General features: G+C 59.6%; 15 protein-coding genes. 6 read left to right on the top strand and 9 right to left on the bottom strand.

All coding sequences use genetic code 11. From position 1 onward, the window contains the following. Positions 1-16: 16 nt before the first annotated feature. Positions 17-472, top strand: a complete 456-nt coding sequence (locus HZS55_RS14280) for a MarR family transcriptional regulator (RefSeq protein ID WP_179908289.1) — start codon at positions 17-19, stop codon at positions 470-472. A gap of 341 nt (positions 473-813) precedes the next feature. Here HZS55_RS14280 and HZS55_RS14275 read toward each other — a convergent pair whose 3' ends face one another. Then, positions 814-981 carry a DNA-binding protein gene (locus HZS55_RS14275; RefSeq protein WP_004048632.1) on the bottom strand — a complete coding sequence of 56 codons (168 nt, stop codon included), beginning with the start codon at positions 979-981 and terminating at the stop codon, positions 814-816. A 134-nt stretch (positions 982-1,115) separates the two neighbouring features. Here HZS55_RS14275 and HZS55_RS14270 point away from each other — a divergent pair, with 134 nt between their 5' ends. From HZS55_RS14270 to HZS55_RS14260, 3 genes are all read left to right on the top strand, one after another. Continuing rightward, a complete protein-coding gene (locus HZS55_RS14270; RefSeq protein WP_179908288.1) occupies positions 1,116-1,412 on the top strand; it encodes a PadR family transcriptional regulator in 297 nt (98 codons plus the stop codon). A gap of 53 nt (positions 1,413-1,465) precedes the next feature. Further along, positions 1,466-2,308 carry a hypothetical protein gene (locus HZS55_RS14265; RefSeq protein WP_179908287.1) on the top strand — a complete coding sequence of 281 codons (843 nt, stop codon included), beginning with the start codon at positions 1,466-1,468 and terminating at the stop codon, positions 2,306-2,308. A gap of 120 nt (positions 2,309-2,428) precedes the next feature. Beyond that, a complete protein-coding gene (locus HZS55_RS14260; protein ID WP_058984784.1) occupies positions 2,429-3,658 on the top strand; it encodes an RNA-guided endonuclease InsQ/TnpB family protein in 1,230 nt (409 codons plus the stop codon). A gap of 405 nt (positions 3,659-4,063) precedes the next feature. Here the strand turns inward: HZS55_RS14260 and HZS55_RS14255 are convergent, their stop codons facing one another. Continuing rightward, positions 4,064-6,346 carry a copper-translocating P-type ATPase gene (locus HZS55_RS14255; protein ID WP_179908286.1) on the bottom strand — a complete coding sequence of 761 codons (2,283 nt, stop codon included), beginning with the start codon at positions 6,344-6,346 and terminating at the stop codon, positions 4,064-4,066. Positions 6,347-6,495: 149 nt separating this feature from the next. Further along, positions 6,496-6,693 carry a heavy-metal-associated domain-containing protein gene (locus HZS55_RS14250; protein ID WP_179908285.1) on the bottom strand — a complete coding sequence of 66 codons (198 nt, stop codon included), beginning with the start codon at positions 6,691-6,693 and terminating at the stop codon, positions 6,496-6,498. Between the two features lie 131 nt (positions 6,694-6,824). On the opposite strand from HZS55_RS14250, the gene HZS55_RS14245 reads away from it, so the two are divergent. Then, positions 6,825-7,424, top strand: coding sequence for an AsnC family transcriptional regulator (locus HZS55_RS14245; protein WP_179908284.1), 600 nt, complete (start codon positions 6,825-6,827; stop codon positions 7,422-7,424). A 57-nt stretch (positions 7,425-7,481) separates the two neighbouring features. Here HZS55_RS14245 and HZS55_RS14240 read toward each other — a convergent pair whose 3' ends face one another. The 3 genes from HZS55_RS14240 to HZS55_RS14230 are packed head-to-tail and all read right to left on the bottom strand — an operon-like array spanning position 7,482 to position 9,777. Further along, positions 7,482-8,186: a hypothetical protein gene (locus HZS55_RS14240; RefSeq protein WP_179908283.1), complete on the bottom strand. Its 705-nt coding sequence runs from the start codon at positions 8,184-8,186 to the stop codon at positions 7,482-7,484. Positions 8,187-8,215: 29 nt separating this feature from the next. Then, complete coding sequence (locus HZS55_RS14235) at positions 8,216-8,962, bottom strand: hypothetical protein (RefSeq protein ID WP_157687659.1); 747 nt, start codon at positions 8,960-8,962, stop codon at positions 8,216-8,218. Further along, positions 8,959-9,777 carry an ABC transporter ATP-binding protein gene (locus HZS55_RS14230; RefSeq protein ID WP_179908282.1) on the bottom strand — a complete coding sequence of 273 codons (819 nt, stop codon included), beginning with the start codon at positions 9,775-9,777 and terminating at the stop codon, positions 8,959-8,961. Before HZS55_RS14230 ends, HZS55_RS14235 begins: the two co-directional genes overlap by 4 nt. A 372-nt stretch (positions 9,778-10,149) precedes the next feature. Between HZS55_RS14230 and HZS55_RS14225 the strand changes: the two genes are divergently transcribed. Then, on the top strand, positions 10,150-11,484 hold the full coding sequence (locus HZS55_RS14225) for a permease (protein WP_179908281.1): 1,335 nt from the start codon (positions 10,150-10,152) through the stop codon (positions 11,482-11,484). A 30-nt stretch (positions 11,485-11,514) separates the two neighbouring features. Here HZS55_RS14225 and HZS55_RS14220 read toward each other — a convergent pair whose 3' ends face one another. The 3 genes from HZS55_RS14220 to HZS55_RS14210 all read right to left on the bottom strand — a co-directional run bounded on the left by HZS55_RS14220 (position 11,515) and on the right by HZS55_RS14210 (position 12,677). Further along, a complete protein-coding gene (locus HZS55_RS14220; RefSeq protein WP_179908280.1) occupies positions 11,515-11,910 on the bottom strand; it encodes a hypothetical protein in 396 nt (131 codons plus the stop codon). A 137-nt stretch (positions 11,911-12,047) separates the two neighbouring features. Beyond that, positions 12,048-12,323: a DUF7521 family protein gene (locus HZS55_RS14215; protein WP_179908279.1), complete on the bottom strand. Its 276-nt coding sequence runs from the start codon at positions 12,321-12,323 to the stop codon at positions 12,048-12,050. A gap of 3 nt (positions 12,324-12,326) precedes the next feature. Beyond that, positions 12,327-12,677, bottom strand: a complete 351-nt coding sequence (locus tag HZS55_RS14210; protein WP_179908278.1) for an ArsR/SmtB family transcription factor — start codon at positions 12,675-12,677, stop codon at positions 12,327-12,329. Positions 12,678-12,733: the final 56 nt, after the last annotated feature.

The raw sequence follows: 12,733 nt of genomic DNA, 5'->3' as shown, positions 1-12,733 counted from the left end.
ACAGATATTGGTACGGATGCCCGTTCCGGTTGGCGAACTCACGAGTGACGATCGGTTCCCGATCAAGCCGGACACGAACGAGTACTGCGCTCTCAGCTTCCTTATCGCACACCGCGAATACGGCTTCACCCGACGCGAAATCGTAGATCGAACAGCCCTCAACAAGACCGCCGTGTCGAACACGATGGATCGTCTCTTCGAGCACGGGCTTATCGAACGAGTAGACAACGTCTATTACGTTGACCCAAGCCGAGCCAGTGAGCTAAAGCGACGGCTCGAATCGCTCGATTCACTTGTTCAATTCTTCGAGTCAGCACCTGACGACAGCTACGCTGAGAAGGGCTGGGAACAGGAACTCCCGACCTTCGATCCAGATGGAAAAGCCGATGCCCCGGAGGGGAACTCCGAAACGGCAGAAGCACGAGCAGAAGCCCTCATCGCAGATATCGAAGATTGTCGTAGAACGGAATAACCTCGCTTCCGTGTTTAAATTCCGCGTCCATGTCTCAGTACCGATTTTCCAAGACCATACCGGGGAGTTCGTCGTCGCCGGTGAGCGTGAAATAGAGTGCCGTACTGCCCTGGTGGAGGCCACTGATTTCGCTAATCCGAGGACGCGGTTCAGGGCGGCGTGTCCTATACGACTGACGCAATCCGGTCGTTCAGCTGTGACACACTGAGGACCTCTCTCGCATCGGGTTCGACCGCCTGCCGTTCGGTATCCGGTGCCTCCGCCATCTTCGTCTACTAACCTCTGAACAGGAACCTCAAAAAGCTACGTTCGAGTGCCGGGGTTGGCTGCGTTACGCAGGCCTACAGGTCGCGGGGCTGGACCGTCTTCCGATCGTTGGCCTCAGCACGCTCCGCGGCGTCGTCGAGCAGTTCGGCGACCTCTTCGTTGAGGGCGTCGTAGAAATCTGCCGAGACGTTGTGGTCCGAAAGTGCGTCCTTCACGGCTGCTTTGACGATTAGGTCAGACATTCCATCGCGGACTTCTCTTGTCCACCATATAAAGGTTCGAAGTTCTCACGTAGTCTTCCTGACCAGTCCCGCCGAATTCGCCTCTGAGTACCAGAGAGAACATATGCCACCCCTCAAAAATAGGGAACAGGCAGATGCACGATCTAACTGGGTTCCAGCGGGATATCTTGTACGTAACCACCGGGCTCGAGGAACCACATGGGCTCGCAATCAAGGACGAACTCGACGACTATTACGAGCAGGAGATCAATCATGGCCGCCTCTATCCGAATCTCGACGATCTCGTCAACAAAGGACTGCTGGAGAAGGGCGAACTCGACAAGCGGACGAACGTGTACACAGTCACGCAACGCGGATTGCGGGAAATCGAGGCGCGACGTGAGTGGGAAAGTCAGTATTTAGAAGACGTGAACGCACCCATTCCGTCGTAGAATCATTATAAAAGCGGGACTGCTTTACCCACTTCCCACGAATCCACAGTAAGATGGCTCGGCTCGTCTTCTATCACCACCCCCAGGCCGAGAATTTCTCACTCAAATATAGCTCGGCATCGGTGGCAGAGACCCTGTCTCAGCGAGAGCAATCCGACGAGTCGACAAAGCTCATCGGGTATCCCTTTGACACACCGGTCTATGTGCTCTACGAAGGCGATTCAGAGATCGAATCAGCCCGAGAGGTCGACTTCGATCAGGAATGGCTGAGCGACCGTATTCGTGACCTCCCCCGTGCTGGGCAGGTTGTCGCATTCCGATTAGTAGAGTTGCTCGAAGCTGCGGTCGATGTTCGCGATGAGGATGAGTTCCGGCTCTACAAGGAGTTCGAACCGCAAAAGATCCAGCAGGCACTCGATCACGTCTCCTGGGGAGCTCCACTTCCGATCGTCGCTGGAGAGGTGATGTCGAATTTGATCCTCCGACATTCCCTCCCAAATGCGAATCACCGAACTGGCATCGCGATGCTGCAGTTCTGTATTGAGAGTGTGGACCCGGATTTTGAGATGCCACGAACGCACGTCGACGACGATACCTGGCGAGAGTGGGTCAATCCCTACATCGTCGATTCCAAGCGACTCATTACTGTCCGCCGGAACAACCTCCGTTTCAAGCAACTCGAAGACTTGGACGTCGACCTCGTCGAACGGAAAGACGGGATTCAAATCCGATTAGCCGAGTTCGAGCTGGATATGCACTGGCGAGAAGCCCTCTCAGAGTACGCTGGGCAGCACGAATCCCACTGTACGGACTTCGCGCAGGCAGTTCTCGAACGAGCAGGACGGGACGATCTACTCGACCGTCAAGGACCAACGAAACAAGAGTTCATAGCGTAACAGCGGGGAAACCCACCCCTTCAGGGGTGGGAGGAAGCGCGTACACTCCGTGCGACAACCCACCGACGACGACGGGGTCGACCCCCAATACTTTTGAACCACCAAAACTACATATGATGTATGGAGAAGCGGCGTACTGTCCCGGTCAAGCTTGACGTGGACAGTGACGACGCCGCACTCCTCGAAGACACCGTCGACGAGTTTCTGTGGGCCGCCAACTACGTCACACGCCACGCGTTCGAGGGCGAATACGTCACGACGAGCAAAACCACGCTCCACGACGACACCTACGAAGACGTGCGCGACGAAACGGCGTTGCACAGCAATCACGTCCAAGCCGCCCGAAACAAGGCTGCTGACGCCTGCAAGAGCGTGGTCGAGAAGTGGAAAAACGGCAAGAAAGCGTCGAGGCCGTATTTCACCAGCCCACACGTCGTCTACGACCATCGCACCGCCACCTTCCACGACGAGTCCGTGTCGCTGGCGACTGTTGACGGTCGCATCGAAGCCGACTACGTGCTCCCCGACAACGAGCGAGAGACGCCCCACGCGGAATACATCTTCTCGGACGAGTACGAAACCACGGGAGCCGAACTGCACTACTCGAACGGCAGCTGGATGCTTCACATCCACTGCAAAATGGAGGTGGAGTCCGACACGCCGGAACAGGATGCCACCGAGAACAGAACGGTTCTCGGGGTAGACCTCGGCGTGAACAATCTGGCCGTCGCCTCGACGGGCACGTTCTGGACTGGTGATGAGTTCGACCACTGGCGGCGCGAATACGAGAACCGCCGTGGCAATCTCCAGCAGTGCGGGACGCGATGGGCGCATGAGAACATCCAATCCGTTGGACGGAAAGAGAAAGGCCGATTCAAGATCACGCTCCACCGTATATCGAACGAGTTGGTAGCTGAAGCCCGCGAGTACGAGTGTTCGGTGATAGCGTTCGAAGACCTGACGGACATCCGTGACCGCACTGGGGCGTCGTGGGGACACAAGTGGGCGTTCAACCGCCTCTACGAATACGTCCAGTACAAGGCCGCCGAGTACGGCATCGACGTAGAGCAGGTTGACCCGGAGAATACCTCTCGGCGGTGTTCGACGTGTGGGTTTACGCACCCGGATAATCGTGAGAGTGAGTTGTTCGAGTGTCTGAAGTGTGGCTACGAGAACCACGCTGACTACAACGCCGCGAAGAATATTGGACTGCGGTATCTCCGTCGGACCCAAACTGGCTCCGGTGGAGGCGCACCCGTAGGCGTGCGCTTGAACAGCGGGACGCTGAACGCGAACGGGGCGTATGATTCTCCTGCCGACAGTGTCGGCCAGAGCGGGAGTCCACGCTGAACGCCCACGGCTTTAGCCGTGGGCTAGCTTACCACGTATCTGGAGAACGGACTGGTCGAACGAGACTTCAGAGAAATGTTTTGATCAGTCGCGAAGCTCGGCGACCGACTGACCAACCTCACGGACGTGTTCACTTCGCTCGAGGTCGAGTTCCTCGGCGAGGTAGTCAACCGTCTCTTCGAGGCTCATATCGGAATGAAGTCCGTCTAACGGTATAAACCTAGTGCTGGCGCAACAATGTCGCCCATCAGAGGAAGCGTCTGTGTATACCAAACTTCGCACCCCTCGGGATAACTGTGGAATCGGTGACCGCATAGCGATACCCACCGAAATCACGCAGTGTCGCCATTTGCTGTCCATTAACCGAACTCAATTGAAAGAAGCTCCGAAGCGATCGGGAGCGGTTCAGTCTGCAGGTTGTGCGTCAGTCGCTGGTGTCCCGCTTGGAAGCTCGGGGATGGACAGGTCCACGCGGCGGAGCAGCTGAGCGTTGATCGCGACGATGACCGTACTCAACGACATCAGAAGTGCACCCACAGCGGGGGACAGCAGAATCCCAATCGGTGCCAACACGCCTGCTGCGAGCGGAATCGCGAAGACGTTGTAGCCGGCGGCCCAGACGATGTTCTCCTGCATCTTCCGGTAGCTCGCCTTACTGAGCTTCACCAGCCGAACGACGTCCATCGGGTTGTTCTGCACGAGAATAACGTCGGCCGACTGGACCGCGACGTCGGTGCCACTCCCGATCGCAATGCCGACGTCGGCTCGCGTCAGCGCCGGCGCGTCGTTGACGCCGTCGCCGACCATCCCCACGAGTTTGCCCTGGTCCTGGAGTTCCTGGACTTTCTCGTCCTTGTCTTGGGGTAGGACCTCCGCGAACACCGTGTCGATGCCCAGTTCGTCGGCGACAGCGTTGGCGACGTCCTGGGAGTCCCCAGTCAGCATCGCCACCTCGATGCCCAGATCGTGGAGGGCGTCGACGACGCGGAAACTCTCCTCGCGGATCACGTCGGCCATCGCGAAGGCGGCGATCAGCTCTCCGTCACGAACGAGATACACCACAGTCTGGGCGTTCTGACCGGCCTCGTCAGCGAAGTGCTGGAGATGGTCGGGAATTTCGCTATCGAGTTGGGCCAACAGGTTCGGGCCACCGACGTACACCTCGTTTCCGTCGACATTCGCCCGGACCCCTCGTCCTTTGATCGCCTCGAAGGCTGTCGCGTCAGGAGTAGTTACATCTCGCTCGTCGGCGGCCTCACGGATCGCTCGGGCGATCATGTGTTCGGAGTCACTCTCGACGGCTGCCGCCAGCCCGAGCGCGTCGTCCTCGTCAACGCCGTCGACGGTCGCCATATCCACGACGCCGTGTTCACCCTCAGTAAGCGTCCCTGTCTTGTCGAAGATGATCGCGTCCAGATTCCGTGCGTCTTCCATCGCGATGCGGTCGCGAACGAGCATCCCGTTGCGAGCGGCGAGCGACGTGTTGATCGCGACGACCAGCGGAATGGCGAGCCCGAGGGCGTGCGGGCAGGCGATGACGAGCACCGTCACGACTCGCTCGATGACGGTCGCGTCGAACGAGACCGCGACGGTCCACGCAATCGCCGTCACGACTGCCGCCCCGAGCGCGACGTAGAACAGCCAGCCTGCCGCCCGGTCGGCCAGTACCTGCGTCTTGGACTTGCTCTGCTGGGCTTCCTCGACGAGACGCATGATGCCCGCCAGCGTCGTCTCCTCGCCCGTCGCGCCAACACGGACGCGGAGACTACCATCGCCGTTGATGGTGCCGCCGATGACCTCGTCGCCAGGCTCCTTCGAGACGGGCTTGGACTCGCCAGTGATCATCGACTCGTTGACGTCCGAATCACCTTCCTCGACGGTGCCGTCAGCAGGGACACTTGCGCCCGGCCGGACGAGCACGAGATCGCCTTCCGAGAGCTCCCTGACGGGAACCTCCTCGGTTTCTCCGTCGTCGGTAATACGCTCGGCGGTGTCTGGCATCAGTTTCGCCAGTTCGTCGACCGCGCTGGAGGCCCGCCGGACCGACCGCATCTCGATCCAGTGGCCCAGCAGCATGATGTCGATCAGCGTGACGAGTTCCCAGAAAAACGCAGACTGCGTCGGGAAGACCACGCTCGCGAGACTGTAGACGAACGCGACGGTGATCGCCATCGAGATCAACGTCATCATCCCCGGCGACCGGTCTTTCAGCTCCGGCACCGCCATCTGGAGGAACGGGACCCCACCGTACGCGAAGACGATGACGGCGAACACCGGGTTGATCCACTCGCTCCCCGGGAACGTGGGGACGGAGAAGCCGAGCCACTCCTGCAGCATTTCGCTGTACAGGAGGACGGGAACCGACAGGAGTGTCGAGACGAAGAAGCGTCGCCGGAACATCTGCTCGTGGCCTTCGTGCATCCCGCCATGGCCCTCGCCGTGTCCCTCGTGGGAACCGTGGCCGTGCCCGTCGCCCTCGTGGCCGGCGTGTTCGTGCTGTTCGTGGGACGCCATCTCACCTGCCGCAGCAGGGTGAGCCTCCTCCTCTAGTAGCTCCTGTTCTACCCCTTCCTCGTCAGATTCCGCGACCGCTTCATCGTGGTCGCCGTGTTCGTGCTGGTGACTGGTGGTGTCCTGCTGGTCCTCTCCGCCCTGGGAATTCTTAGCTGTATCTTTGTGGTCGTCCATAGATCATGTTCTCTATTGAGGTGGTTCCGCCGGCTTCCTGAAAGTTCGGTCCCTGAAACCGTACAACAGGGTCAAGGTGGGCAAACTCCGAAGAGAACGGTGGACCGTTCACCCAGGAGCGTGATGTGCTATCCCCAGAGATACACTACTTAGGCGTGGGCAGTGTAACCGGCGTCTTCGACAGCCTCAACGAGGACCGAGGCGTCGGCGTCACCATCCACCTTCGCCTGTTCAGCTTCCCGGTCTGCGGTCGCGTCGGTCACGCCAGGTATCTCTTGAAGCGTTTCTTCTACTGTCTGTTCACAGTGGCCACAGGTCATCCCCTCAACGCTGATGGTCGTCGTCATACGTATGAATGTATGCCCTCCTCCCTTTAGCGGATTTCTCCTTCGATAGGCTGGTATGAGGTTCGGTTTGACTTTAGAATCAAAACAGAGATGGTCGTGATTCTTTAGTTACTCGCCAACGGCGTGCTACTATGCGCGACTTGGACGAAACTGACCTCGAGATTATTCAGCTACTGATGTTGGACGCTCGTCGACCGTACAGTGAGATCGCAGATGTTGTAGACCTCTCAGCGCCAGCTGTGTCGGACCGAGTCGAACGGCTACAAGAGATGGGAATTATTAATCGGTTCACGCTTGACGTCGATCGCTCACAGCTCCGCGGCGGAATTCCGGTCCTGATTACGCTCGATGTCGAATCAGCCAGCCATAGCGCTGCATCGATCAAAGACGATCTCATCGACGAAGGCGCCATCGAACACGTATTTACCACTGCCGAAGCGGACCTAGTCCTGTACGCCAGAGTTCCAGATACAGACATCGCAAGCTGGCTTGCGGATACCATCGACACCGGAGCAGTCGACGACTTTGAGGTAACGCTTCTCGCAGGCGCTAACTGGGCACCAGAATTGGGGGAAACGGAGTTCGCGCTCTCCTGCGCTCAGTGTGGAAATACAGTTGACAGTGAAGGAACAGCCACCCGCATCGATGGAGAGCTGTACCAGTTCTGTTGTCCATCGTGTGAGGCTCGGTTTGAGGAGAAGTACGAGCAACTCCGAGAGGGGGCTGACTGATTCGGGATTACGCACCGCGCTTCATAATTTCTACCACGACTTTGGTCGTTGGAGAAGTCACTCGACGTCTGTCGCCTGATAGAAGACCAGCACGCCGATTACGAGGAGGCCGACGGTATATGCGACGGCACCGCCGAAATCCCACACGTCGATGCTCGACGTGAATGCCGCGTCGAAGAGCGCGTTCGTCGCGTAGTGGCTCGGCAGTAGTTTCGTCCACTCAGGCGCGTCAGTCGCGAGCGGATTCTGGAACAGGAGGACGTCGACCATCGGCGAAAACAGCATCACGTACACCCCGCCCAGTCGACCCAACACGATGCCGACAACAACGCCGAGGATACCGTACGTGAGCCCGACCAGCAGCGTCGCGGCGACGAACGGAACGGTCGATTCGGGCGTAAACGCGAACACGGCGACGACAACCGACGCCATCGTGACGACGACGATCCCGAGTCCGAGCGTACCGACCCGTGAGACGACGAGGTCAGTCGCAGTATAGCCGGCCAGCCGGAGCCTGTCGTCGGCCGCTTGCGACGTCTGGACGAGGAACAGTCCGACGATACCCGAGAGGATGGCGACAGTAACGGGCGTCATGAACGCCGCCGCGAAGTCCGTCATGGGGACAGCGACCCTCGTTCCGTCAATCGTCGCGGGGACGTCGACATCCGGGACGAGCAGGACGAACGCGCCGATGATGTACGCCGGCAGGAACACAAGCAGCGCCAGGAGGACCGGCGTCCGGCGGAACTCTCGAACGCCCATCCGCACGGCGGTCGTGACACGGCGGTTCATCAGGCGTCACCTCCTGACTCGAGCTGGTACGTGTACGCGGCGACGCTCAAGAGGGCAAATAGCGAAAGGTGGCCGAGAGCCGGGACGAGGTGTCCGGTCGCTAGCGCGCCCTCGACGACGGCCTCCGTCACGATGGCGTGCGGGTGCGCGAGCGGTGCGAACTGCGTGATGCTATCCTCGATGCCGAACAGGCCGCTCGCGAACACATTGTCCACGTCGGCCAGGATGACTAGCAACAGCGAGCCCTCGAGTTCCCTCGGGAGCACGCTGCCGACGACGATGCCGAGCAGGCCGTATATGGCACCGGCTATCGCGAGCCCTCCGAACGCGGCGAGCGGTGCTCTAATCGGGTCGTCAACGAGGACAATCAGAGAGAGCGTGGCGACCACACTGACGACGGCGCTCGCGACGGCGACGGTCGCGAACCGTGCGGTGACGAGTTCGACGCCGCGAAAGCCACAGATAGCGAGTCTGCGGTCGGCGTGCCGGGCGCTAATCATCTGGAAGAGGCCGAGGACGCCCGCGAGCGCGCCGGTGGCGAACACGGCGCCGGTGATTCGTCCGACTGTCGCGACCGACCCGCTCACCGCGAAGACCCCTACGTCGGGAAACTGCCCCATGCCGATCCCGTAAATCTGGATCGACAGCGCCGGCAGGACGACCAGCAACACGACGGTGAACGGCTCCCGGACGAACGAACGCGTGCTCGCTTGGATGCCCGCCAGAGTCCGGTGAACGGTGCTCATTCGCTTTCCTCCTGTCCGGCGGTCGCTCGCTGACCGCTCCCGGCACCAGCCTCGTCGATAAATGAGGCGGTCCGCTCGCAGGCGACGTCGTCGTCTGTTGGCTCCGAGCTGAGGCCATCGTCGTCGCCGATCTCCTGTCTGTGGAGGTGGCCTTCGTGGAGCTCGTAGACGACGTCGAACCGGTCGCGCTCGTTGATGATGTGAGAGATGATGGCGACACCGACGCCGCGGGTGCGAAGCTCTTCAGTTAAGTCCCAGAAGGCCAGGAACGTCTCCCAGTCGAACCCGGTGTACGGTTCGTCGAGGAGGAGGAGGTCGGGCTCGTGCATCAACGCGACCGAGAGGTTGACTTTCTGCCGGTTCCCGCCGCTGAGGTGGCGGATCTGCCTGTCACGGAAGCGCTCGAAGTCCAGCACGTCGGTCAGCCACGCTCTGGCGTCGACGATCTCGTCGTCGCTCATCCCGTAGGCAGTTCCGAACAGTTGGAAGGTCTCGTCGACGGTCAGCCGGTCGTACAGCCGCGGCTCCTGCGGACACCAGCCGATAGAGCCCGCCCGTTCAACCTCGCCGGCGTCATGGTCAAGGACACCGGCGAGGATGCCCATGAGCGTCGACTTCCCGCTCCCGTTCTCGCCCATTATCCCGACAACCTGTCCACGCTCGACGTGGAGGGTCGCGCCGTCGAGTACTTCGACGGATCGGGTGAACGGGAGGATAGAGTCGTAGGTCTTCTCGACGCTGTTCGCACTAACGACGGTGTCACCAGAACTGTCCGCGGTACCTCTGGCGTCGTCACCCTTGGAAGCTCCGTTCATCACATTCGTATGTACGGACACATGTTCTAATGCGATTTCGCTTAGGAAACCCCAGTATCAGACCGCACAAAAATTATATCCAAAACGAATGGCCGTTTACTAATTTCGTAATCCAGATCATGCCACAGCTGTGGTTCCGGCGTCAGGACCGTTAATTCACCAATCATATCACCGTCTCGCTGAGGGAGACAAGCTTGTGAGCATCCACTCCATCAGCTACAACTCCGTAATACCTCGCTGAAGGCCCGGCTCAGATTCCAAATCTCTCCCCCGGATACAACCATGGAATCGAAAGACCAACACACGAGACAGCCCGCGATAGAAGCCACAAGCGCATTAGGAAGAGGACCCGTATCATAGAACACCTCGATAATGGACAGATCAGATTACGCGATCCTCACGGTCATCGCCGTAATCACTGTCACCATCGGCCTCGTGACGACCAACCAATCCCTCGGGACGTTCTTCGCGGAGAGCGCGCGGCAGGCCGCGACAACGACCGCCGCGATGGCGTGGATCACCTGGTGGGCGCTCGTCCTCGGGTTCGCTATCGCCGGCGGCGTTGAGGCGTGGGTATCGACCCAGCAGATCTCGGAGCTGCTCGAAGGCCACGGTCCGCGATCGCTCGGCGTCGCTACGTTCTTCGGGTTCGTCTCCTCGTCGTGTTCGTACTCAGCTATCGCTACGGCAAAGAACCTCTACAAGAAGGGAGCGTCCGCGGCGGCGGCGCTAGCAGCGTTCCAGTTCGCCTCAACGAATCTCGTCATCGAGATCGGGATCGTCATCTGGCTGCTGCTCGGCTGGGAGTTCCTGCTTGCCGACATCATCGGTGGGCTGCTCCTCATCGGCCTGATGTCGGTCGGCTTCGTCTACGTCGTTCCCGACAAGATTCTCGACGAAGCACGCGAGAATGTCACCGACGACGAGGGGATCACCGTACAGGACCCCGTCTGTGGGATGGACGTCGATCCCGAGGAGACGGACTACTCCATCGAACACGATGGCCAGACGTACTACTTCTGTTCACAGTCCTGCAAGGACTCCTTCGACCCGGAAGCGGCGAACACCTCTATCCCGGAGAAGGCGACCTCATGGTCGGGGTGGAAGTCGCTCGCGGACAAACAGTGGAAAGAATGGGCGATGTTGTGGGATGAAATCGCTATCGGGTTCATCTTCGCCGGCCTCATTGCCGGGTTCATCCCCGAATCAGTCTGGACGAGCGTCTTTTCCGGAGCCACGTTCGGCTTGCCGGTGTACGTCCTCTGGACGGCTGCGCTGGGGGCGATTATTGGTGTCGTCACCTTCGTCTGTTCGGTCGGGAATGTCCCGTTCGGCACCGTTCTCTGGACACGGGGGCTGCCATTCGGATCGGTGCTCTCGTACATCTTCGCTGACCTCATCGTCCCCCCGATCATGAAAGCCTACGACGAGTACTACGGAACGACGTTCGCGGCGGTTCTGTCTCTGATGATCTTCGTCGCTGCAGTCATCGTCGGGTTCGTGATTCACTTCCTCTTCCTGAGCGTCGGCCTCATCCCCTCGCGGGCTGCCGCCGAGGCTGCCGAGGTATCCATCGAACTCAACTACAAGCTCGTATTGAACGTCCTCGCGACTGTGTTCTTCCTGTTCCTCTACTGGCTCCACAATCAGGATTCAGTCGGCGGCGGGGAACGCAGTAGTGAAGACCACGCGACGATGATGAACTGACCCTTGGCCAGCTGTCGATGGCAGGTAGGATCAGGTATCGTTGTGGCGCTCTCTGTACGTCTTCGCTGCTAAAAAGACGTATAGTGCGCCGATAGCCCGAACGGCCGATTTGAATCGCTCGTTCCATTCGATCGACTCCGGACGCTCGTACAGGAACGCGGTGGCAAATCTCCGATACAGATCGGGAAACAGGAGGACGATCGCGCCGAACAGGCCGGTAAGATTCATTAGCCACGTGTATGCCCGCCCGTTAAAGAGGGAAATCGCAGCTATCAGAACGCCCTCCGACCGGACTGCTGGACGTACCCACCCTCTCACCGTTCCCTCGCTTGGATTCGCAATCGCGAGTTTCTCGAAGAGCTCGACGATTTCGTCCGGGAACAGCGCTGAGAGAGCGCCAAGGACACCCACGAGTGTTCGAATCATACGATATGGTAGGACCGGTACGGACATAATTCCCGCTGCGGTCCTACACTGGCGAGAATAAGGGGAGTCCGAAGAATAGTGGCTTCTAATCGGGAACGACGCCCAGAGGCCGCTTTTCGAATGAACGTCCCGAATCCTCAGGGGTTCGGGGCATACAGAGCGTAGAGGATCGACAGCATCCCGGCGGCGGTGACGAGTGCTGCGACGAATCCCGCTTCGAAGATAGACACTTGGAGGAGTTCGAAGAGAACGCCTTCGAGAAGGCCGCCCAGCCCGACCAGCGCGAAGCCAGCGGCGACGTACAGCAGCAACTGTGTGTGATGCCGTTGGTATCCGCGATAGGCCTGGTAGGCGATGACCAGCGCCAATACGGTCGTGAACAGCTTGCCAATGACGAATAACGTGTGTTCCATGAGTCAGTCTCCCCGCATCTCCTCGAATATGGACGTGATCCGGTCGGCGGGGTCCGGCCGGACATCGATCTGGACATCGAACCCCTCCGCCTGCAGGAGGACTTCGACGCGTTCGAGGCGTGCCTCGTACTCGCTGTAGTGCCGGCCACCGGGATCGACGTGCGTGTACTCCTCGAGGAGGCCCTGCTCGACGAGGCTGGTGACACGCCGCGAGACGGTCGGGCGTGACATGTCGCATTCCTCGCTGAGTTCCTTCGCAGACAGTCGGTCAGTCTTCGTCGCCACGAGGATGTCGCGGGCGTACTCGTCGTCGAGCGTCGCGAAGATGTCCGACGGGTCGGCCTCCTCAGTCACACGTCCGTACTCGCGACAGGAGGGTAATATAGTCCCCCGGTTTTCTGACTCAGAAC

It is taken from the genome of Halosimplex rubrum, assembly GCF_013415885.1.
GTDB classification, from domain to species: Archaea; Halobacteriota; Halobacteria; order Halobacteriales; family Haloarculaceae; genus Halosimplex; species Halosimplex rubrum.
Note: the sequence above shows the minus strand (reverse complement) of the source record. Positions and strands in the feature narration are given on the sequence as shown.